This is a genomic window from Ectobacillus sp. JY-23 (assembly GCF_023022965.1).
Lineage (GTDB): Bacteria > Bacillota > Bacilli > Bacillales > Bacillaceae_G > Ectobacillus.
Genome location: NZ_CP095462.1, coordinates 3,724,673 through 3,746,343 on the forward strand (window position 1 = coordinate 3,724,673; position 21,671 = coordinate 3,746,343).

Annotated in this window: 20 protein-coding genes and 1 riboswitch; of the genes, 17 read left to right on the forward strand and 3 right to left on the reverse strand. The window is 43.4% G+C overall.

The window, feature by feature from the left end; translation table 11 throughout:
• The first annotated feature begins 193 nt into the window (after positions 1-193).
• From MUG87_RS18875 to MUG87_RS18905, 7 genes are all read left to right on the forward strand, one after another.
• Entirely contained in the window at positions 194-1,531 is a 1,338-nt protein-coding gene (locus MUG87_RS18875; RefSeq protein ID WP_247087799.1) for an ABC transporter permease, read from the forward strand.
• Between the two features lie 26 nt (positions 1,532-1,557).
• Complete coding sequence (locus MUG87_RS18880; RefSeq protein ID WP_247084208.1) at positions 1,558-3,066, forward strand: ABC transporter permease; 1,509 nt, start codon at positions 1,558-1,560, stop codon at positions 3,064-3,066.
• 24 nt (positions 3,067-3,090) lie between these two features.
• Entirely contained in the window at positions 3,091-4,914 is a 1,824-nt protein-coding gene (locus tag MUG87_RS18885; protein WP_247084210.1) for an ABC transporter substrate-binding protein, read from the forward strand.
• Positions 4,915-5,003: 89 nt separating this feature from the next.
• The gene (locus MUG87_RS18890; protein ID WP_247084212.1) at positions 5,004-5,390 is read left to right on the forward strand and encodes a hypothetical protein; all 387 of its coding nucleotides are present in this window, start codon (positions 5,004-5,006) and stop codon (positions 5,388-5,390) included.
• Between the two features lie 22 nt (positions 5,391-5,412).
• Positions 5,413-5,943: an arsenate-mycothiol transferase ArsC gene (locus MUG87_RS18895; RefSeq protein WP_247084221.1), complete on the forward strand. Its 531-nt coding sequence runs from the start codon at positions 5,413-5,415 to the stop codon at positions 5,941-5,943.
• A gap of 69 nt (positions 5,944-6,012) precedes the next feature.
• A complete protein-coding gene (locus tag MUG87_RS18900; protein WP_247084222.1) occupies positions 6,013-6,561 on the forward strand; it encodes a GNAT family N-acetyltransferase in 549 nt (182 codons plus the stop codon).
• Between the two features lie 19 nt (positions 6,562-6,580).
• Positions 6,581-6,949: a YhfM domain-containing protein gene (locus MUG87_RS18905; protein WP_247084223.1), complete on the forward strand. Its 369-nt coding sequence runs from the start codon at positions 6,581-6,583 to the stop codon at positions 6,947-6,949.
• Between the two features lie 104 nt (positions 6,950-7,053).
• On the opposite strand, the gene corA is transcribed toward MUG87_RS18905, so the two are convergent.
• On the reverse strand, positions 7,054-8,025 hold the full coding sequence (gene corA, locus MUG87_RS18910) for a magnesium/cobalt transporter CorA (protein ID WP_247084224.1): 972 nt from the start codon (positions 8,023-8,025) through the stop codon (positions 7,054-7,056).
• A 189-nt stretch (positions 8,026-8,214) separates the two neighbouring features.
• Positions 8,215-8,378: riboswitch (M-box (ykoK) riboswitch) on the reverse strand.
• Between the two features lie 100 nt (positions 8,379-8,478).
• On the opposite strand from corA, the gene MUG87_RS18915 reads away from it, so the two are divergent.
• From MUG87_RS18915 to dacB, 10 genes are all read left to right on the forward strand, one after another.
• Positions 8,479-8,853: a PH domain-containing protein gene (locus MUG87_RS18915; protein ID WP_124565683.1), complete on the forward strand. Its 375-nt coding sequence runs from the start codon at positions 8,479-8,481 to the stop codon at positions 8,851-8,853.
• Positions 8,854-9,057: 204 nt separating this feature from the next.
• Positions 9,058-10,161 (forward strand): FMNH2-dependent alkanesulfonate monooxygenase, encoded by a 1,104-nt coding sequence (gene ssuD / locus MUG87_RS18920; RefSeq protein ID WP_247084225.1) that lies wholly within the window; start codon positions 9,058-9,060, stop codon positions 10,159-10,161.
• A gap of 14 nt (positions 10,162-10,175) precedes the next feature.
• Entirely contained in the window at positions 10,176-11,414 is a 1,239-nt protein-coding gene (locus tag MUG87_RS18925; protein ID WP_247084226.1) for an ABC transporter substrate-binding protein, read from the forward strand.
• Positions 11,411-12,256, forward strand: a complete 846-nt coding sequence (locus tag MUG87_RS18930) for a carbohydrate ABC transporter permease (protein ID WP_247084228.1) — start codon at positions 11,411-11,413, stop codon at positions 12,254-12,256. The genes MUG87_RS18925 and MUG87_RS18930 overlap by 4 nt, the downstream gene beginning before the upstream one ends.
• Before the next feature lie 12 nt (positions 12,257-12,268).
• The gene (locus MUG87_RS18935) at positions 12,269-13,072 is read left to right on the forward strand and encodes a carbohydrate ABC transporter permease (protein ID WP_247084230.1); all 804 of its coding nucleotides are present in this window, start codon (positions 12,269-12,271) and stop codon (positions 13,070-13,072) included.
• 190 nt (positions 13,073-13,262) lie between these two features.
• Entirely contained in the window at positions 13,263-13,841 is a 579-nt protein-coding gene (locus tag MUG87_RS18940; RefSeq protein WP_281503660.1) for an SCO family protein, read from the forward strand.
• A gap of 10 nt (positions 13,842-13,851) precedes the next feature.
• Positions 13,852-14,508: a DsbA family protein gene (locus MUG87_RS18945; RefSeq protein WP_247084232.1), complete on the forward strand. Its 657-nt coding sequence runs from the start codon at positions 13,852-13,854 to the stop codon at positions 14,506-14,508.
• Positions 14,505-14,924 carry a disulfide oxidoreductase gene (locus MUG87_RS18950; RefSeq protein WP_247084234.1) on the forward strand — a complete coding sequence of 140 codons (420 nt, stop codon included), beginning with the start codon at positions 14,505-14,507 and terminating at the stop codon, positions 14,922-14,924. Before MUG87_RS18945 ends, MUG87_RS18950 begins: the two co-directional genes overlap by 4 nt.
• An 80-nt stretch (positions 14,925-15,004) precedes the next feature.
• Positions 15,005-16,054, forward strand: coding sequence for a cell wall-binding repeat-containing protein (locus tag MUG87_RS19625; protein WP_281503661.1), 1,050 nt, complete (start codon positions 15,005-15,007; stop codon positions 16,052-16,054).
• A 126-nt stretch (positions 16,055-16,180) separates the two neighbouring features.
• Entirely contained in the window at positions 16,181-19,027 is a 2,847-nt protein-coding gene (dacB, locus tag MUG87_RS18965) for a D-alanyl-D-alanine carboxypeptidase/D-alanyl-D-alanine endopeptidase (RefSeq protein ID WP_247084236.1), read from the forward strand.
• 13 nt (positions 19,028-19,040) lie between these two features.
• On the opposite strand, the gene MUG87_RS18970 is transcribed toward dacB, so the two are convergent.
• Both MUG87_RS18970 and MUG87_RS18975 read right to left on the reverse strand, forming a co-directional pair.
• Positions 19,041-19,241 (reverse strand): hypothetical protein, encoded by a 201-nt coding sequence (locus MUG87_RS18970; protein ID WP_247084238.1) that lies wholly within the window; start codon positions 19,239-19,241, stop codon positions 19,041-19,043.
• 46 nt (positions 19,242-19,287) lie between these two features.
• Positions 19,288-21,609 carry a heavy metal translocating P-type ATPase gene (locus tag MUG87_RS18975; RefSeq protein WP_247084240.1) on the reverse strand — a complete coding sequence of 774 codons (2,322 nt, stop codon included), beginning with the start codon at positions 21,607-21,609 and terminating at the stop codon, positions 19,288-19,290.
• Positions 21,610-21,671 lie beyond the last annotated feature (62 nt).

The window sequence follows — 21,671 nt, forward strand, 5'->3', positions numbered from 1 at the left end:
TTTTCTTTATTTAAAATATAACTTAAAGTATACTATTTTTATCGGAATAATACAATTGAAAGAAAGGAGGAATATATACTTGGAGATTACAAGAATAAAGCAAGAAAATACAAGTGTTATTAAGAGAGAAGTCATTAGCCAAACGTATAGTAAGTTGCAAAGAAGTTATATATATAGATGGTTAGTGCTTTTGATGGGACTACCGGTTACCTTCATTGCACTTGCTGTTTATTGGAAAAAAAGAAAAAATGATTCATATGATAGGGTGCTCCAAGAAGTAAGAAATGAATGGTTGCTTAACGGCTATAGAGATCAATTACAGGAAGTTATGACACAACAGTTTCACACAAAACAGGCTTTTTTCAATCAACATGTATCAGAAGAAAAAGCGCAACAAACGATTAAAAAATGGACAGAAGAAGAATTTAATCGTGCAGTTTTCATAGAAGCAGAGGCGCGGTTGGCTAGCGAGGGAGACAAGAGAGTAACATTTACAGAAACCTTTCAACAGCTCTTATCCAATCCGTTTTTTTTGCTAGTAACCTTTATTCCTGGTTTACCAATGTACATATTAATTTTTTTGGTAAGTAACCCCTACGTAAAATATACAGTTGAGCGACTCGTTATGAGTTTGTTTGTTATTTTTGGTGTATCTGTTCTTGTATTTACACTTCTATTTTTATCGCCGTTTAACCCGGCTGCCAATATTCTTGGAGAAACAGCCACAAAAGAACAAATTGCAGCATTCAACCATTTGTATGGGTTGGATCAATCGTATTTGAGTCAGTTATGGAGTACGGTAAAGGGAATTGCGACATTTGACTTAGGTCTGTCATTCGCAGGAAATGAGGATGTTACAGCCAGTATTGCAAAGAAATTTCCGATTACACTTACACTAGCGATTGTATCTTTAGTAATGGCGGTACTGATTGCCATACCAATTGGAATTCTTGCTGCGACAAGACCAAACTCATTTTTTGATTACGCGTTTATGTTTGTGGCTTTACTCGGATTGTCTATCCCGAACTTTTGGCAAGGGCTGATCTTTATCTTAAATTTCTCCATTAAGTTGCAGTGGTTACCTGCTACATTCGATCCGGAAAATTGGTTGTCTGTTATCATGCCAGCAGTTGTATTGGGAACTGGATTAACAGCCTCCATTGCTCGTATGACAAGGTCGTCTATGCTGGAAATTATTAATGAAGATTACATCACAACAGCAAAAGCAAAGGGCTTAAGCGCAAAGGAAATTTTATGGGGGCATGCTATCGGCAATGCCATGATTCCCATTATAACAGTGATTGGTTTATTGTTTGGGGGCATGCTCGGAGGAGCTGCTGTTACGGAAAAAGTATTTAATATTAGCGGAATTGGAAGTTATATTGTCGATAAACAGTTTATTCCAGATATTCCGAGTATCCTTGGTGGTGTCATTTATGTAGCCATCACAATTTCTCTGGTCAACGTAATCATTGATATATTGTACGCATTTTTTGATCCGCGAATCCGCTCAAAGATGAAACAATATTAAAGTAGTGGTAAGGGATGTGCAAGAAGATGAAAAGAGTAGAAGATTATCAAAGAATGAACATTCTCAAAGCCTCTGCAGAATATAAACAAGCCGGGTTCACAACAATTAGCTCTGCAATGATAGCAATTATGCTTTTAGGTAATAGCTATGACCTAGGCAAGCAAACCGTTCACACCTATGTAGGTGTACTATTTCTTGCATACCTTATATTTACAGTGCTGCAGGGGTGGATTTTGTTCCAAATTAGAAGTGATCTGATGAAATGGGGAACGTTACAAGATAAAACAAGACGTTGGGGTTACCTCCAATTGGCTAGTATTTTTGTTGGTCATGTAATCATGGTAGCTAGTGCGTTACATTTTATCAAAAAGGAAAAGACAGCAGACTATACACTTGCCGTATATATGTTGTTAACGCAACTTGCAGTTTTCGCTATATCAGCTCTTAATCTATTTAAGCCATATGTAGCAGATACATTTTTAATTGGTATGTCCAGTTTACTCGTAGTTGTGCTGTTTTACGTAGTAGTACTATTGCTGGTGGCTAAATATGTGACAGATGATACAGCACATAGATCTCTTCGTTATGTGTTAATTCCGCTTATATGTACTGTTGTTACAGGGAATTTGTTTGCTTTATTTCTCACGCTCAGCTTATTTAGCAAATTACGCAATAGTAGTACATATATGGCTACAATGAGCTGGCGCAATGTAATAGAGAAAGTTACACGTAATATGACGGCTATGGTAGGATTATTTTTCATTGTATTTGTCTTTTCCATATCTATCTGCAGTTATGTAACTTTCGATTATAGTATCGCTATTGAAAATAACTATGAAGCTATTTTACAAGCTCCAAACCTTGCTTATCCGTTTGGAACAGATAATTTTGGTAGAGATTTATTTTCAAGAATTGTGTTTGGAGCTCGTATTTCTTTAGTTGTCGGTGTAGTTTCTACTTTAATTCCGGTTGTTATCGGGGGAGTTTTAGGTGCTTTAGCAGGCTATTATGGTAGGAATACAGACAATGTGATTATGCGTCTGCTGGATATCTTATATGCAGTGCCAGGTATGTTGCTTGCAATTGCAATTATCGCAGCTTTTGGTGCAAGCTTGGGCAACTTAATCCTTGCACTTAGTGTTGGGGCAATCCCAACCTACGCCAGAACGATGCGCGCGAATGTGATGATGGTTTCCAACTATGAATATGTTATGGCTGCCAAAGCATACGGTTCTAGTAACATGTCTATTTTGTTTAAGCATATTGTCCCAAACTCGTTGGCTCCGATGATTGTTAAATCTACGCTGACCCTTGGTGGAGCTGTTATCGCAACAAGCAGCTTAAGTTATTTAGGCCTTGGTGTGGAGCCGCATATACCAGAATGGGGCAATATTTTAAAGATTGGTAGTGCTTATTTAGAAACACATTCTTATCTGGCAATTTATCCGGGCTTTTGCATCATCGCTCTTGTGTTGTCTTTTAACTTCTTAGGAGATGGATTACGAGATGCGTTAGACCCTAAGTTAGATGCATAAAATATATATTGGGAGGTATGTAGATTGAAAAAGAGTATAGTAGGACTTCTTTTGGCTTTTGTGTTGCTAATTGCAGGATGCTCCGTGAAAACAAAGTCCGATGTGGTGGAAAATAAAGAAGAGAGCCAGAAAAAGGTGACCAATGTCAATCCTGTTGAGATTGAAATTTTAGCACAAAGCAGTAGTGAATCCGATGTAAATATTGTCAGAGATCAGTTAACAAAAAATGGATTTCAGGTAAAATTAAATTTACAGCCTGATTACGGTACGTTCAAAGCGCAACAGGATGCAGGCAATTACGATATTGCATTATCAAGCTGGACGACAGTGACAGGAAATCCAGATTATGCGGTACGTTCCTTGTTTAAAAGTGGCGGTGACTACAGTATTCTCGCAGATACAGAGATTGATAAGTTGATTGACAAAGCAAGTACACAAAGTCCGAAAGAGTATGTAAACACATACAAGCAACTAGAGCAACGTCTGGTGTTTGATAAGGCGTATATCGCCCCTTTATATACATCTTTAAAAACACAGGCAATCAACAAAGATATTTTGCAGCAAGACTCTGTGAGACTAGCGAAATCACGTGCGCTTCCATGGGAAACGATTGACTTTAAAGATGCTGCCAAGCGTAGTAGTGACCCGCTTGTTTTGACACAAGTTGCATCTACCTTTACATCCCTTGACCCAATCAAAGGAAACGACGGTTCTATCAATATGATTAATACGAACATGTATGTTCGTCTCGTAAACCTGACAGATGATGATAAAATTACATCTGAAGGTTCATTAACACATAATCATACCATTGCAGATGGTAATTCTGAGTACTATTTCTTGTTGCGAGACGATATTAACTTTGCGAAGATTGTGAACAGAAAAGCAGAAGATACAGGCGAGCGAGTTGGAGCTGATGATGTTATTTTCTCATTAGAACGTGCAAAAAATAAAGGCTCTGTTCCAGATCACCGCACGTATAGCTTACATGAGCATATCCAAAAAGTGGAATTTGTCACAGATCTTGACGCTCTTGATAAAGCGACACAAGCTGGCAGCAAAAAATCCGTTAGAGAAGCCCTGGAGAAAGGATTAGACGCCAAAATTAAAGAGCTTGTAACAGACAAAGCGCAGGCTGATAACAAATCAGGCAAATATCAAGTCGTGAAATTGACGACAACTAAGCCATTTCCGCAGGTGCTCAATTATTTAGCCCATCAATCTGCTGGCATTGTTTCCAAAAAGCAAGTTGAAAGCATCAACACGTATGATGTGGCCTCCTTCAATGTCAACAAGGACATTCCATACGGCGATCAAAACACTGTGACAGAAGGCGCGAAGTATAACAACACGCTATATGCGAGCGGACCGTATATCCTATCTCACAAAAATGACTATGAAGCCGTATTTTATAAAAATCCTGGTTATTTAAAAGGTACCAAGCATGAGCCAAAAATTGCGAATGTCAAGCTTCGATTCATTAAAGACCCTGATAGTGCACTTTCTGCACTGCGCAACAACGAAATTCATTTATATTCCGCAGTGCCAGAAGCAAAGTATGACTTAGTAAAGAGTGACAGCAAGCTGTTATTACAAAGTGTAGAAAGCAATGCTGTAAGCTATTTATTATTTAACACGAAAACACAAAGCCGTCCCGTTGCGAAAAGTGAAGAGTTGCGAAAAGCAGTATTGTATTCCATCAATCAAGATGAGATTTTAAACTTCTATCAGAAGCGGAAAATTAAAGCGGCTTCTACATTAAGTCCTCTTGTGAAAACAGGAAATCAACTAAAGTCCGACTCCAAAAAGGTAAAGGACGCCTTGCAGAAATACAGTGAGATCAAATAAGGATATGAAAGCAGAAGTCGAGTAGGCTTCTGTTTTTTTATGTAATATATTTTAAAAATTTTGTATAATCAGTAAAAAGGGGTATTTAAATGAAAAAGAAATGGATGCTTGCTCTTTTCTTACTACTAAGTGCCTGTAAAGTTGTTTCCGAAGAACCAAATACCCTTCAAGATGCAATGAAGCAAGGGTTTCGTGCAGAACAGATTACAGAAGCGGATGTTATAGAAACACAGCAGGTCGACGATAACTTACTTGTATTTTATAAAAGTGAGGATAGCATAGGCATTGGTAGCATCTATACAAAAGGTAAACACTTGAAATGGTATAAAGGACAACAAAATATTGGTATCAGAAATGATAGTGATGCATCGGCTTCTATGCAAAGCACGGTGCAAACAGAAGACGGGCAAGACATTGAAATCTTAGTGGAGCGGGCACCGAAAAATGGCGCTTACTCCGTTCGTGTTCTTCCTTAAATCACGGATTGGAGCTGTTAACATGAAATATATTCTCTTTCTTTGTACCGACAACTACACGCGCAGCATTACGGCAGAGTTTTGTCTGCGTGATTATATGCAAAAGCATAACTTACCTCTTACAGTTGCTTCTGCGGGCTTTCAAGCAGACAGCGATGTAAGCCGCTTTTCAGACATTCATTTTAAGCGGATGGCGGAGCTGGGCATTGATACATCCACCTTTACACGAACGCCATTTTTTGAAGACATGCTGGATAAGTATGACGTGGTCGTGGCCATGGGCCGCGAGCATCAAGATTATATCAAAACGCAATACAACCGCTCGGTACCACTGTTTTATGAAATCTACAAAAATGAATCACAATCGGTCACAGTGCCGCCGCCAGACTCAGCTGGTACATACTTGAAAAGTATTGAGCGTATGGTTGATGAAATGTATGAAGCTATGCCTGTGCTTGTAAGAAACCTGATAAGTTTGGAAAGTGACCGGAAAAACCTTCAAAGTGACCGGAAAAACCCTCAAAGTGACCGAATTAAGCTGTTTAACAAGTAATCAACATAAGTGGCAGCTGTTTTAGAGGAATCGGTGGCTATCAAATAGGAAAACGCAAAGGGGAATAAGATGTACCAAGACAATGAAGTTACGATTAGACCTGTTGAACCAGGTGATATGGATATACTTTGGAAGCTTTTATATGAGGAACAAGAACCTGAGTGGAAAAAATGGGACGCACCGTATTTTCCCCATGTGCATGTACTGTACGAGTCGTTCATCGCAGATCGAGAGAAGTGGATTGGTAAGGATGAGCGCTGGGTGATTACGGTACGCGACCAAGTAATCGGAACAGTGTCATATTATTGGGAGCATGAGCCGTCACGCTGGCTTGAGATGGGCATCGGTATCTATGATCCAGCATTTTGGAGCGGGGGCTACGGAACGAGGGCGCTGCGGATGTGGATTGCTCATCTGTTTGCAACGATGCCACTTGTACGCGTTGGATACACAACGTGGTCCGGTAACGAGCGCATGATGAAGGTTGGTGAAAAGTTAGGCATGACTATGGAGGGACGTATGCGAAAATGCCGTTATCATGAAGGTGCATACTATGATTCCATTCGAATGGGATTGCTGCGAGAGGAAGCTGTGTCTTTAGGATATATTGATAATTGAAGTATCCGGAGGAGATAATATGAAGAAACTCGTATATATATTAATAGCACTTTTTCTCATTACAGGCTGTCAAACCAGTACAACGCTTGAAGTAAGCAAACGAACGGGTGAAACGGAATACAAGGCCTTTCGTACCGTGTCTGATGCAAAGCAGGTGAAGCGAGCGCTACGTATTGTGGAAAGTGCAAAGTGGGAACAAATGAAAGCCGAAATGACACGCCCTGCGGATTATCAGTTCTCTTTTCCACACCCTGAAGCCAAGGCTGTACTCTATGAATGTTGGGTGGAAGGAGACAGCGTGCTGCTTACACATGCTGATAACATGTATGCAACGCTGTCTGCACAAGAGGCAAAGAAGCTTTTAGCTATACTAATTGAAGAAACGTAAGAGGGTTCAAATGAATATCGTAATTCAACCGGTACAAGTTAGTGATGCCGCATTCGAAAAAATGAAATACATACAAAAAGACCTGAGCGGCTTGTCTCAGGTCTTCACAACAACTCATTCTTTTTAAAATAACGCCACATACCATAGGTGAGCAGAACTAGACTCAAAAAGATAACTACAGTAGCAACAGGTGAATCCTGATACGGAAGCGGTACATTCATCCCAAAAAAGCCGGTTACGAACGTAAGCGGAAGCATGATTGTGGAAATCATCGTCAGTACGTTGATTTTTTCATTGGCCTTGGCGCTGATGATGGAATAATACGTATCCAGGGCACTGTTTACAAGATCGCGGTATGTTTCTGTGGAATCCACAATTCGTTCCATATGATCCATTAGGTCAACATAGAAGGGAATGTTATGCTCTTGAATAGCGAACTTCCATCGTCCGTTCATCGTTAAAAAGATTCGTTTTTGCGGCAAAATAACGCGGCGAATTAAGATAATGGTCCGCTTAAGCGCCAAGAACTCTTCCGTCACCTCTTTTACGCCTTCATCGTACATTTCATCCTCAAGCTCGTCAATACGAACACCGATGCGATCTAAAATCGGGAAGTACTCGTCAGTGATACCGTCAATCAATGTATACAGCAAAAAGTCAGCCCCGCGGTTCATATATTTCGGACTCACGGAACAAATTGCATCCATTTGTCCAAGCCAGCGCTGTTTTTTCTTATGAATCGTTACCACGTAATTTGAGCCAAGAAATACGTTTAGCTCAAGCGTTGTAATTTCATTGTCACTTTCCTCGTTGTAGCGGAGCGCGTGGAACACGAAAAACTTGTAGGCATCATAATCATCCACCTTTGCCCGCGGACTGTCGTGGAGACAGTCTTCAATCGCAAGCGGGTGAAAGCCAAATGTTTTTGCAATCAAATATAATTCATCAGCCTTAATATCGTATAAGTCAATCCACAGCAGGTTTTGCGGATGCGCGAGGTAGAATGGAATGTCACCAAGTGCAATATCCTGCTGCATGCTTTGTGTTTTTTCATTATATAGATATGTTTTAATCATATATATGCACCTCTCTTGTGTACGAGGTACATGCTCAGGTGAAACATGGACCTCGCTTGCTATATGAATGTGTTGGATTTGGACTATCTGGGTCCACGTATTTCACCTCCTAAAAATAAAAGCCTTCACTCTGAAGGGAGTAAAGGCTGTTTGTGCAACAAAAAGAAACTACTTATTGTAAGCAGTCTGCGTTTCTCCCTCGTTGAGTTTTAGCACTGTATAGCATAGGCTATCAAACCAGCTACGTTAAAAAAGACCTTAATCCGATCTTTCCTGTTGACCCATTGGCGTCTCTCGACATTTTTGGGCAGCAGCGTGTCTCTATACAGGAGCCTCACCTAACGGATGATTTAATTAACTAAAATTCTAGCATTCACAGCGAAAAGCGTCAAATCTATTTTCGTACCGGCATATAGTTAGAAGGTGCTATAATTATAGAAGGAGGCGATACATATGGGATTTTTAGATGGTATCATGGGCAACGCGTCAGAGGTGAGTGTACAGGATGTACAAAAGGAGTTTAGCAACATTCTTGCTGCAGGTGAGCAGGTGGAAAAGGCATACCGCTTAATTCGCGATATGTTTATCTTTACAGATAAGCGCTTAATTTTAGTCGATAAGCAGGGCATTACGGGCAAGAAAACAGAGTATCATTCCGTGCCATATCGAAGTATCACGCATTTCAGCATTGAAACAGCTGGCAGCTTCGACCTTGACGCGGAACTGAAAATCTGGATTTCCGGTGGCGGTATGATTCAAAAGCAGTTTAACAAGAATTTGAACATTTATGAGTTGCAGAGCGTTTTGGCAGCGTATGTGTTGAGGTAATCTAGAGGGGCAATCTTTGTGATTGCCTCTTTCTTATTTGTAAATTATTTATTACATACACAAAACATAGTTGACATATAGGAATAGTATAAATAAAATAAGAGAAACTAGATTTATATATTGCTTATCAGTCAACTGAAGGCGCACAGCATTCACTTTGTGGATGACGTGCGCCTTTTTTGTTGGGGGAAGGGAGAGTTAACGATGGAAGTGCTTTGGTTTTTGCCGACAAGTGGGGACAGCCGGTATTTGGGGACGAAAAAGGGAGGTCGGCCCGCGACGTATGTGTACTTAAAACAAATTGCGCAGGCGGTTGATCAATTAGGCTTTCACGGTGCATTGCTACCGACAGGGCAGTCATGTGAAGATGCGTGGATTACAGCATCTTCTCTACTGAGTGTGACAGAGAGGATGAAATTTCTGGTCGCGCTTCGTCCCGGCCTTATGTCCCCGACGGTTGCGGCCCGGATGGCATCCACTTTTGACAGGTTGTCTGGTGGTCGGTTACTTGTCAATGTGGTGACTGGCAGTAGTCCAGCAGAGCATGGGGCAGATGGGATTCACCTGAGTCATGCAGAGCGGTATCTCGTTACTGACGAGTTTTTGAGTGTGTGGCGCAACTTGTTAAACGGCGAAGAGGTGAACTTTGAAGGAGAGCATTTTCATATTAAGGGCGGGAAAAATGTATATCCCCCTGTACAGTCTCCATATCCACCCCTGTATTTTGGGGGTTCCTCTGCTATCGCAAAGGAAGTTGCAGCTAAGCATGTAGATGTGTATTTAACATGGGGAGAGCCACCAGCGGCAGTTAAAGAGAAAATCACACATGTACAACAACTTGCGGCAAGATACGGGCGAACGGTTAGGTTTGGAATTCGACTGCATGTGATTGTACGTGAAACAGCAGACGAGGCGTGGGATGCGGCTCATGCGCTTATTCGTCATGTTGATGATGAAACGGTGGCTGCAGCACAAAAAGCGCTACAACAACATGAATCAGAAGGTCAAAGACGAATGCTAGCCCTCCACAGCGGAAATCGCAACGACTTGGAAATTAGTCCAAATTTATGGGCGGGTGTTGGTCTCGTACGTGCCGGTGCAGGAACGGCACTTGTGGGTGACCCAGAAACAGTGGTTGAGAGAATTCGGGAGTACGAAGCACTTGGCATTGATACGTTTATCTTATCTGGCTATCCACATTTAGAAGAAGCGTATCGCGTTGCTGAGTTGTTGTTTCCACTGCTTTTTCCAAGCGACGATGTAGCTTTTGCAGGCGAACGATTAGCTGATAGCATTCATCCAAAATAAAAGGAGGAGTACATATGAAAAAGTGGATTACAGGTGCAATTGCAGCGACTTTATTTGCAGGAATTGTGACAGGGTGCTCATCATCCAAAACATCAGCGAAGAAAGAACCGACGACAATCAGCTTTGTGCACTGGCGCGGGGAGGATGTAGAGGTATTTCATACTCTTATTCAAAAGTTTGAACAAGAAAATCCGGAAATTAAAGTAAAGATGAATGTGTATCCATCTGATCAATATCAATCAACAGTGCAAACTGTACTTCGAGATGGGCAAGCAGGAGATGTGTTTACATCGTTTCCGGGGGCGCAGTTTGAAACATTGCAAAAAGCAGGATTATTTACAGACCTTACAAAGGAATCATTTACAACAAATTTTGAAGCGCATTTAATTGAAAATGGGAAGAAAGATGGTAAGCAGCTTGCACTTCCTTATCAGCTTGTTTTTAATATCCCAGTGTATAACGTGGGGATATTTGAAAAGCTAGGTTTAACACCGCCAAAGGATTGGGAAAGTTTTTTACAAGTAAATGAAAAACTGAAAGCGAACGGCTATATCCCTATTGCCTTTCCAGGTGCCGACATTGGACCAGGTCAATTTATGAACAGTATGGTCATGAACAATGCACCGAGCGACCAAAGCTTATCAGCCTTACAAAAAGGTGAAACGAAGCTGACAGATGAATGGTGGGTGAAAACGCTAGGGCAATTCAAAGAACTACAGCCGTATCTCCAAAAAGATGCCCTTGGTGCCAAACATGATAGCGCCATTGCCTTGATTGCTCAGGAAAAAGCGGCAATTTTGGCGACCGGCTCGTATGCGGTTGCAGGTATTCAAAAGCAAAATCCGAGCATTCGTCTCGGCTTGTTAGCACCGATTACTGTTCAGGCATCACAAGCAAAATATGAAGGCGTACATACGTCAACCTTTATGTTGGCTATTAACAGCAAGTCGAAAAAGAAGGGAGCTGCAAAGAAGTTTTTAGCATTTTTAAGTAAGCAGGAAATTGCCACAGAATATGCCAATAAAACAGCGCAGCATGTGACAGTGAAAGGTGTAAGCTACGAATCTCCTATTCTAAAAGAGCTATCTACTTGGACAAATAAAAAGACGGTGTTTCAGCCGCGTTTTACCATTACTAACGCAAATGTGGAAAAAGCGGTGACAGGCTCTATTCAAGAGGTATTAGGAGGAACTGCACCTAAGCAAGCGGCGGAAGCAGCCCAAAAAATTGTGGAGCAAAATGTGGTGAAATGAGGCGCTATAAGCTGCTTTGGTTTTTACTTCCCGGCTTTATCTTATATGCCGTTTTTCAGTTGTTTCCTATTTGTAGCGCGTTCTATTATTCCATTACAAATTGGGATGGTCTCACACCGAGCTACGCGTACGTCGGCTTTGAAAATTACAAACGACTTGCTTCAGATATTGTTTTTCATACCGCGTTGATAAATAATTTGAAGTTTATGGTGGTCGTCGTACTGCTGCAATCAGGCATGTCTCTCTTATTCGCGCTGTACCTAGTAAAGCACACAAAAACAAATGTTGTGCTACGCGCACTGTATTTTTTTCCGACCATTTTATCTTCAGTGTCCGTTGCGTTTATTTGGCTGTTTATGTATGACCCGAGCATCGGACTGGTCAGCAAAATTCTTCGTCAAAACTGGCTTGGTGACAAGGAGTTTGCCATATATGCGGTGGCACTTGTGCAGGTGTGGTTTCATACTGGTCAGATGATTGTCATTTTCGTATCCGGTTTGCAAGCGGTGCCAGCCGAGCTACATGAAGTTGCAACGCTTGAGGGAGCCAATCGCTGGCAGCGCTTCAGGTGGGTCACCTGGCCTCTCATTGCGCCGGCCGCGGCAATTGTAGTATCGTATACGATACTGCAGTCCTTTAAGGCATTTGATTTAATTTTTGCAATGACACGCGGCGGTCCGAATTATGGGACAGAAATCTTGTCGACTTACATATATGCATCCGCGTTTCAAAATTACAGCTTCGGCTATGCAGCGGCGCTGTCGGTGGTATTCATGCTGGTTGTTGCGCTTGTGACACTTTTACAATTCCAGATACTTCGCGTAAATCGCGTACACTACTAGGGAGGTAGAGAAATGCTTCGGACATTGCTGCTTTTTTTATATGCTTTGCTCATCATCATACCAATCGGTGTGATTGTGGGGGCAACGTTTAAAGACGAAGCAGAGATTTATAAGACGCCATTCTCCTTACCGGATAGTTTGAGCTTTGGAGCATACGGTGATTTGTTATCTCATCAAGAAATGGGCTTATATGCGCAAAATAGCGCTATCGTGACAGTAAGTTCAATGCTGCTTACTTTGTTATTCGCAAGTTTTATTGCTTTTGCAATTACGCAGTTGCCGCCCTGGCCTGCCCGACTTGTGTTTGTGTTATTTGTATTTGGCATGCTCGTACCAGCGCAGGTTAGCATGATTCCGTTATACCAGGTTGTAACATCACTTCAGCTCACAAATTCCCTAACAGGTCTTGTGCTTGTAAATATTGCCTCGACCATGTCAATTGCAGTATTCATTCTGACGGGATTTATGAAGATGATTCCAAAATCGCTCTTTGAGGCGGCAGTCATGGACGGTGCAAGTTATTGGCACATGTATGCGCGTATTGTGATACCGTTATCATTGCCTTCGCTCGCCTCCACTGCGATTTTTCTTGTTGTGATGCACTGGAACGATTTGTTGTATCCGCTGTTGTTCATTACGAATGACCAAAAGAAAACCCTGCCGCTCGCTTTGCTCGGCTTCCAAGGTGAGTACATTACCAACTATCCTGTCCTTTTTGCAGGTGTTATTTTATCATCGCTACCTATTGTTATTGCTTATATCTTTTTACAACGTTTTTTCGTATCCGGCTTGACCGCAGGTGCGACAAAAAGCTAAAGAGTGCTGATATGCACTCTTTTTTTGTGCAGTGTAGGTAAAAATTGGTGCAACACATTTTGTACAGCAACAGCATCTGCTGCTGTGCGGGCTAGGCACTTCTATTCCTGGTCACAAAACTGTCACATTTTATGCAAGCAAGCGCTGTTATTCGGTGCTATCGTAGAAAAAGAATAGGGAGGGGATACATATGAAAGCATGGCGTATGCTGACTTTATGCGTGAGCATAACAGCAATGTTAATCGTAAGCGGTTGCGGCGGGAAGCTTGAAAATCCGCTGAACTGGGAGATAAAAGAATTTTCCTACAGCAACCAAGAGGGGAAAACGGTTGGATTAAAGGAATTAAAGGGCAAGGTGTGGGTTGCAGATTTTATTTTTACCAGCTGTGAAACGGTATGTCCGCCGATGACAGCGAACATGATGAAGCTGCAGGAGATGCTCGCGAAGGAAGACATCACAGATGTGACATTCGTATCGTTTAGCGTAGATCCGGAGGTGGACAAGCCGGAGGTACGGAAGGATTTTATGAAAAATTATGATTTTGGAAAAGCAAAATGGCAGTTTCTTGGTGATTACTCCCAGCAAGAAATTCAGGAGTTTGCGATGAAGAATTTTCAAACACCAGTAAGCAAGCCGAAGAACAATTCGCAGGTTATTCACGGTACAAGCTTGTACCTTGTGGACCAAAGCGGCAAGGTTGTGAAAAAGTACAGCGCATTAAATGTGCCGTATGAAGAAATTGTTAAGGATATTGAAACTATTCGATAGGGGTGACAACATGAAGGCACAGCGTAAACCACTCATATTAGTACTGGCTACCATTATAATTGCAGCAATCGTTGTGGTGGTATGGGGAACGAAAGGGAAAGAAGACACAAAAGAGATGAAATCCTTGCCACCTGTTACCGGGCAGCCTGTGCTAGGGGATGAGAAGGCAAAGGTAACTGTCACAGAGTTTGGTGATTATAAATGTCCGGCATGTAAGGCGTGGGGAGAGCGCATTTTACCACAGCTACAGGCGGATTATATTGACAGCGGAAAAGTAAAGTTTTCATATGTAAATGTTTTGTTTCACGGCGATGAATCCTTGCTTGCGGCGCTTGCGGGCGAAGCGGTATATAAACAAAATCCTGAGGCGTTTTGGGATTTCCATAAAGAAGTGTACAAGCGGCAGCCGGAAAGCCACGATGATGTGTGGATCAATGAAGACTTGCTGACGCAAATCGCAAAGGAAACAGTTCCTACTTTGGATGAGGCACGTTTTTTAGCGGATATGAAGAGTAAAGAGATTACGGGTTTCATTGGTGAAGATGAAAAGCTCGTGCAGGCCTACAATGTGCAGCTAACACCGACGATTGCTGTAAACGGTAAGGTGCTAGAAGATCCGTACGATTATGAAAAGCTGACCGAGCTCATTGAAGAGGCACTGCAATGAATTGGCGCAATTACACGTTGTACATGGCATGGTTCGTCTCCGTAACGGCCGTGCTCGGCAGTCTGTATTTTAGTGAGGTGCGTGGCTTTATTCCGTGCGAATTGTGCTGGTATCAGCGTATCATGATGTATCCGCTTGCGATTTTTCTTGGCATTGCAACAATTTACCAGGATACGAGAATTAAAAAATATGCACTGCCGCTTTCCATTATCGGCGGTAGCATTTCAATCTTTCATTATATGATGCAAAAGATTCCTGGCTTTGCGGCAATTAAGCCATGTGTGCAAGGTGTGCCTTGTACCGGACAGTATATCAATTGGCTTGGCTTTATCACCATTCCATTTTTGGCGCTTGTGGCGTTTACATTGATTACAATTTTGTTGCTGCTGACAAAATGTTCATCTGAAAAGGAATGATTGTAAGATGATTCTGATATATAACAAGATTTCATGATATGATGGGTAGGTAGTAACATAGATACATAGGGGGAGCAAGTATGAAAAAGTTAATATGCACATCTTTGGCAGCGATGATGCTGATGCCAGCGTCGTTTGCAGCTGCAGAGACAAAAACACAAACGCCACTGACACCAAGGGTTGTAGCCAGTGGGTGGGTTGCGCAAAATGGAGCTTGGTATTATTACGCACCTGGAACGCGCACACCGTATAAAGGCTGGTTAAAAGATGGCGGTACTTGGTATTACCTTGATAAGCAAACCGGTGTCATGAAAACAGGCTGGTTGCTTGATGGTGGTAAATGGTATTATTTGGCGTCAAGCGGTGCGATGAAGACAGGCTGGGTAAAAGATGGCGCAACGTGGTATTACTTGGCTGGTGATGGTGCGATGAAAACAGGCTGGTTGAAAGACGGAGGTACGTGGTATTACTTAGCTGCAAGCGGCGCGATGAAAACGGGCTGGGTTAAGGATGGAAGCACGTGGTACTATCTGGCCGGCAACGGTGCGATGAAAACAGGTTGGCTGAAAGACGGAAACGAGTGGTATTACTTAGCGGGCGATGGTGCGATGAAAACAGGCTGGCTTGAATACGGCGGTGCAAAGTATTATTTAGTAGGCAGCGGTGAAATGAAGACAGGCTGGATGCAAAAAGGCTATGAGGCTTACTATTTCGTTCCGAGCGGTGAAATGGTAGCTGGTAAAACGTTTGTAATTGACGGTAAGGAGTATGCCTTTGACGATGAAGGTGCTCTGTTACGTCAGACTACGATGGAACAGGAAGAAATGATAGCGCGCATGCAAAGTGTTGCGAGTCTGTATGAGGGTTTAGATGCATATACGGAAGATCACGTAGCTGTACTTGCTGATAGTGAGGGTGATGTCGCTATCGGTACAGAAGGGCTTGCGATGGTATTCTTCCCAGAAGCAGAGCTTGTCGCTGAGATTGCGAAAGCATTTGATTGTCCGCTAGAAGTAGCGCAGCTTCAACAATACGCACAAAAAGCAATTGATGAAAATCGCACAATCGATTTAGGTCGTATTTCATTTATTCCAGAAGAAAATGGTACTATTTCAATTGTATGGATTTAATGCGAAACCTCCCTTATCTAAGGGAGGTTTTTCCATATTCATCTAATCAAATGAATGAAATAACTTTTAAAAATTTTGAAAATTCTTATAATTATACATGTATGGGAAAGAAAGGGGAGAAGAGGGATGAAACGTACAATGAAATGGCTGATTAGCTTTTTGCTCATGCTTCAGCTTATACAGCTACCTGTTTACGCAGAAAGCGGGACAAGTGTGGTCACATCGATTTCACAAATCGATCAGCTCGTCGCCAATTTACCGAAAAGCGCGAGTACCATCGGGATGCGAGCTGGAATTTCGGTGTACAACACCAAAACAGGAGAAAGTGTGTATCAGCATGATGCGGATAAAACCTTTGTGCCTGCATCGAATTTAAAGCTATATGTAACAGCTGCTGCGCTAGACAGACTTGGAGAAGAGTATCGCTTTCGTACAGAGGTGTATACAACCGGCCATGTAAATCCACAAGGGACATTACTCGGAGATGTCGTTATAAAGGGCTATGGCGACCCGTCATTGTCTAAAGCGGATTTAACAGCGCTTGCTGTCAAATTGAAGGACGCGGGTGTTAAAGCAGTGAATGGAAACATCCTCGTTGATGATAGCTATTATGATGATATGCGCCTTGGGGAAGGCTGGATGTGGGATGATGAAATCTATACATACAGCGCACAAATCAGCGCATTGGCCGTTAATGAAAATGTAGTAGACCTATCCATTAGTGCGGCCGGCGTGGAGGTGGAGCCCCGCAATGACGTTGTGAAAATCGACAACCGAGCAAGTGTAGTGGAAGGTACCAAAACCGACCTGACTATCGATAGACAGCGCGGCAGTGATACTATCGTGATTACAGGTACAATCGGGAAAGATGCCGCTCCTTACACTGACCAAATAACAGTGGAAGATCCAGCACTTTTTGCAGCTGACGCATGGAAGTATGCCCTGCGAGAGAATGGCATTGCTCTTAAAAAAGCAAAAGTTGAAAAAACAGCTGGTGTGCAGGGAACACCGCTTGTTGTACATGAATCACAGCCGCTTAGCGCTTTAATCGTAAGACTCAATAAAGAAAGTGACAATTTTTATGCGGAAATGCTTGTAAAACAGCTTGGGGCATCTCAAAAAGGCGAGGGAAGCTTTGATGCCGGCGCTGATGTGATTGCTACATTTTTAGAAAAAGCCGGTATTCCTACAAATTACAAGCAAGTAGATGGCTCTGGTCTCTCGCGCTTAAATTTAATATCACCGAAGCAAATGGCACAGCTGTTGACCTATGTGGACAAGCAGCCCTATCAAGAGGCGTTCGAGCGTTCCTTGCCAATCGCGGGTGTGGACGGGACATTGAAGTCCCGTATGAAAGGAACCAGCGCTGAAAAGAATGTGCGTGCAAAAACAGGTTCGATGAGCGGCGTAAATGGTCTCTCCGGTTATGTGACCGGGGCAAACGGCGACAAGCTAGCATTTTCCGTGTTTTTGAACGGTGTGCGCACTTCTAGAACTGCGACAAATTTTCAAGATGCGGTAGGGGTACTATTAACGCAATACCCGGCCATTATGGACGAGGGTGCACCATCTGTTCCGGATACGTTCCTGCTTACTTCATTGCTTGACCCCATTTTAGATCAAGAAGCGTTAAAAGGTGTGACGGCAGGTGTGGTGGTTGGCTCCTTGGATCGTAACAACGGTATTTTGTATAGTCGTAATGCGGATGCCCTGTTGACCCCGGCTTCCAACATGAAGCTGCTGACAACTGCAGCAGCGCTGAAGGCACTTGGTGCGGACTATACATTTAAAACAGAACTATATACGACTGCGCTGCCTGACAAGCATGGTCGTGTAAACGGTGATGTTATCATCAAAGGCTACGGAGATCCGACGCTGCAAACGGAAGACCCGTCCGGCCAAGCTAGCGGCACGCAGGTAGCAAGGCTGGTTCAGGCGTTAAAAGACCAGCACATTACTGCAATCGAGGGAGATATTATCGTAGATGACAGTCAGTACGATGCGCAGCGCTTAGGTACGGGCTGGGCGTGGGATGATGAAACATACGGATATAACCCGCAAATCAGCGCATTATCTGTAAACAGAAGTGCCGTTCGAGTGGAGTATGAGGCTGGTACGCGCGCTGGGCAACCAGTCGTCTATCGTATGGTGCCGAATACTAGGCACATACAAATTATCAATGAGGCAAAAACGGTAGCTGCTGGTGCGGACAATACGTTTACGGTAGAAAAGGAGCGCGGCACGAACATCATTCGTTTACAAGGTGAGTTACCAATTGGTGAAGCACCGGATTATGAACGGATTGCTGTGGAGGAACCATCCTTGTATGCTGGAACGGTAATCAAAGAAGAAATGGAAAAAGAAGGTATTCAGGTTGATAAGCGGGCAGAGGTGAAGGCAGGTACAGTAAATGCTCAAGCACAAAAAATGGCCGAGGTTTCTTCACTTCCTCTGCGTGATATTATCATGTTTATGAACAAAAACAGTGATAATTTTTATGCAGAGATGCTTCTGAAGCGACTGGGTGCTGACAAAAAGGGAATCGGAAGCGCCAGTGCCGGTGCGCAGGTGGTACGAGAAAGCCTGCAGCTGTATGGCATCAACCCTATTTTCAGAATGGTGGACGGCTCCGGTCTCAGCCGTTATAACACCCTCTCTGCGGTGCATATGGCCACCTTGCTTCGCAGCGTCGCGACCGAATCATTTTTTGACGCCTATTATGGCGCCCTGCCGATTGCCGGTGTGGACGGTACGCTCCGAAATCGGATGAAAGAAACGCTGGCACAAAACAATGTGTATGCGAAAACAGGCACCCTGCAAGGTGTGAGCGGCTTGTCAGGCTATGTGAAGACGAAAGACGGGGAACGCTTGTATTTCTCGATTTTACTGAACGGTTATACATCTACTTCTCGCAACCTTACAAGCGCGCAGGATCAAATCGCAACCGCCTTGGCAGAGTTATCATTTCAATAAATAGGAAAGCCGGTCATATGACCGGCTTCTTACATACAAAAATTTGATAAGCGCCTCCAAAAACGGCTTGCTCTTCTGCAATAGATATAGGCAAATCACGGCGGATTGTACTGAATTTACGGTTAATATCCGTTCCGATTAGACTGGTGACGGTATTAAGGAAGGCCCGTAATACGCCGGGAGAACGGTTTTCCTTTAAAAACTTATCAAACACTAAAATCGTTCCGCCTGGTTTGGTTTTTCATCAGGCTCTCCCTTTTTTATAAATCTTTTACACGTAACACCCGCATGGCATTTAAAATGGCTAGTACAGTTACACCAACGTCGGAGAAAACCGCTTCCCACATCGTTGCGATGCCGAAGGCGCCAAGTAATAAAAAGCCAGCCTTCACACCAAGTGCGAAAATAATATTTTGCCACACAATGCGGCGTGTGCGTTTTGCGATGCGAATGGCCGCTGCGATTTTAGAAGGCTCGTCGTTCATAATCACTACATCCGCAGCTTCAATTGCGGCGTCAGAGCCAAGACCGCCCATGGCAAACCCAACGTCAGCTCTTGCTAAAACAGGTGTATCATTGATACCATCGCCGACAAAGATAAGCTTTTCTTTCGCTCCTTTTTGCGCGTACAGTTTTTCCATTTCATCAACCTTTTCATGCGGCAACAATTCCGCATGTACTTCATCAAGACCAAGCGCACGGCCGACCGCATCACCGACCGCCTTGCTGTCACCGGTCAGCATTACCGTTTTCGTAATACCAAGAGCACGCAGTTCGGAAATAGCCTTCGCTGCATCTTCCTTAATGGCATCAGTAATCACGAGGTAGCCCGCGTAGCGCCCATCCACAGCCACATGTACAACCGTACCAATTTCAGTTGGCTCCGTATAGGCAATGTTCTCTTTTTGCATGAGCTTTGCATTACCGGCTACAATAGTCCGGCCATCCGCTTTGACCGTAATTCCGTGCCCGGCGATTTCTGTGTAATCCGAAATCAGCGCGTCATCGATATTTGTACCGTAAGCGTTTCGAATCGAAAGAGCAATCGGGTGATTTGAATGCACTTCTGCGTAAGCAGCGTACTGCAATAGCTCTTCCTTCGTCATATCAATAGGATGAACGGTTGTTACTGCAAATTTACCTTTTGTCAACGTACCAGTTTTATCAAAGACAACATGTGTTACATCGTTGAGCGCTTCTAAATAGTTGCTGCCTTTTACCAAGATGCCGTGCTTGGATGCACCGCCGATGCCGCCAAAAAAGCCGAGCGGAATGGAGACAACAAGAGCGCATGGACAAGAAATAACCAAGAACACGAGCGCGCGATAAATCCATTCAGAAAAAGTTGCACCTTCTAATAAAAGCGGCGGGAGTAACGCGAGCGCGGCGGCTGTGATAACAACACCAGGTGTGTAATAACGGGCGAATTTGGTGATAAAGTTTTCCGTTGGAGCTTTCCGGCTGCTGGCGTTTTGGACAAGGTCCAAAATTTTGCTGACGGTCGATTCACCAAATTCCTTTGTTACTTCAACAGTCAACACGCCGCTGTTGTTGATAAAGCCGCTTAGCACTTCATTACCAGGCACTGCTTCTCGCGGCATGGATTCACCTGTTAAAGCAGACGTATCGAGCATAGACATACCGCTTCGTACCTTGCCGTCAAGCGGTACTTTTTCACCTGGCTTAATGATAATAATATCGCCGACACGAACGCTTTCCGGCGCTACTTGTAGTATGTCGTCGCCGCGCTGTACATTAGCGTAATCAGGACGAATCTGGAGTAATGCGCTGATAGAACGACGGGAGCGGTTAACCGCAATGCTTTGAAACAATTCGCCAAGCTGATAAAACAGCATGACGGCAACTGCCTCGGGATACTCACCGATTGCGAAAGCACCAAGTGTCGCCAGCGCCATCAAGAAGTTTTCATCAAATATCTGCCCGCGGACGATATTGCGACCAGCTTTTAAAATGACATCACCGCCGGCAATAAAGTACGCTGTTACAAACAAAATAAGCGCGATCCAGTCCGGAACGGGTAGGGTAAATGCAAGCAAGCCGAGCGCACCGCCAATCGCAAGCTTTGCAATAATACTCTTGATGTCGCTTGCTTCCTCTGTTTTTTCAGCCGTTGTTACCTGTACATCGGGCTCTAAGCGTTTGACAATGGCTTTCATTTCATTGGTTACGGCACTGAGCTGCTCCTTATCGGCAACGGAAATCGTGAGCTTTTTGGATACAAAGTCAAGGTGGCCGTCAACAACATGCGGAAGCTCTTTTACCTGCGTTTCAATTTTTAGCGCACAGTTCGCACAGTCAAGCCCGTTTAAGAAAAAGGTTGCCTTTTGGCCCGGTTCGGTTGCAGTAATATGCGGCTCGAGCTTGTGAACAAGCTGCTTTACATCTGTGACTACAGCATCTGCCCGCGCCGCGTCCGCTTCAATCGTTAATGTTTTATTGACAAAATTCACTGCGCAGGAAGAAATGCCATCTAATTGTCCAACCCCATTTTCAATCTTGGCTGCACAGTTCGCACAATCGAGTCCATCCAGCACAAGCTGCCGTTTCGCTGTTTTCTCCATATTTCTCTCTCCTTTAACAAGAGGCGTTCTATTGTTTCATAGGTATGTGCATTCCGCTATTT

Excerpts from the sequence above, each read along its gene's own strand:
- MUG87_RS18915 (WP_124565683.1), top strand. The coding sequence starts at position 8,479 with ATGGGATTTTTAGATGGTATCATGGGCAACGCGTCAGAGGTGAGTGTA.
- MUG87_RS18950 (WP_247084234.1), top strand. The coding sequence starts at position 14,505 with ATGAATTGGCGCAATTACACGTTGTACATGGCATGGTTCGTCTCCGTA.
- dacB (WP_247084236.1), top strand. The coding sequence starts at position 16,181 with ATGAAACGTACAATGAAATGGCTGATTAGCTTTTTGCTCATGCTTCAG.
- MUG87_RS18940 (WP_281503660.1), top strand. The coding sequence starts at position 13,263 with ATGAAAGCATGGCGTATGCTGACTTTATGCGTGAGCATAACAGCAATG.
- MUG87_RS18905 (WP_247084223.1), top strand. The coding sequence starts at position 6,581 with ATGAAGAAACTCGTATATATATTAATAGCACTTTTTCTCATTACAGGC.
- MUG87_RS18890 (WP_247084212.1), top strand. The coding sequence starts at position 5,004 with ATGAAAAAGAAATGGATGCTTGCTCTTTTCTTACTACTAAGTGCCTGT.
- corA (WP_247084224.1), bottom strand. The coding sequence starts at position 8,025 with ATGATTAAAACATATCTATATAATGAAAAAACACAAAGCATGCAGCAG.
- MUG87_RS18975 (WP_247084240.1), bottom strand. The coding sequence starts at position 21,609 with ATGGAGAAAACAGCGAAACGGCAGCTTGTGCTGGATGGACTCGATTGT.
- ssuD (WP_247084225.1), top strand. The coding sequence starts at position 9,058 with ATGGAAGTGCTTTGGTTTTTGCCGACAAGTGGGGACAGCCGGTATTTG.
- MUG87_RS18900 (WP_247084222.1), top strand. The coding sequence starts at position 6,013 with ATGTACCAAGACAATGAAGTTACGATTAGACCTGTTGAACCAGGTGAT.
- MUG87_RS18875 (WP_247087799.1), top strand. The coding sequence starts at position 194 with ATGGGACTACCGGTTACCTTCATTGCACTTGCTGTTTATTGGAAAAAA.
- MUG87_RS18935 (WP_247084230.1), top strand. The coding sequence starts at position 12,269 with ATGCTTCGGACATTGCTGCTTTTTTTATATGCTTTGCTCATCATCATA.
- MUG87_RS18880 (WP_247084208.1), top strand. The coding sequence starts at position 1,558 with ATGAAAAGAGTAGAAGATTATCAAAGAATGAACATTCTCAAAGCCTCT.
- MUG87_RS18895 (WP_247084221.1), top strand. The coding sequence starts at position 5,413 with ATGAAATATATTCTCTTTCTTTGTACCGACAACTACACGCGCAGCATT.
- MUG87_RS18945 (WP_247084232.1), top strand. The coding sequence starts at position 13,852 with ATGAAGGCACAGCGTAAACCACTCATATTAGTACTGGCTACCATTATA.
- MUG87_RS19625 (WP_281503661.1), top strand. The coding sequence starts at position 15,005 with ATGAAAAAGTTAATATGCACATCTTTGGCAGCGATGATGCTGATGCCA.
- MUG87_RS18930 (WP_247084228.1), top strand. The coding sequence starts at position 11,411 with ATGAGGCGCTATAAGCTGCTTTGGTTTTTACTTCCCGGCTTTATCTTA.
- MUG87_RS18925 (WP_247084226.1), top strand. The coding sequence starts at position 10,176 with ATGAAAAAGTGGATTACAGGTGCAATTGCAGCGACTTTATTTGCAGGA.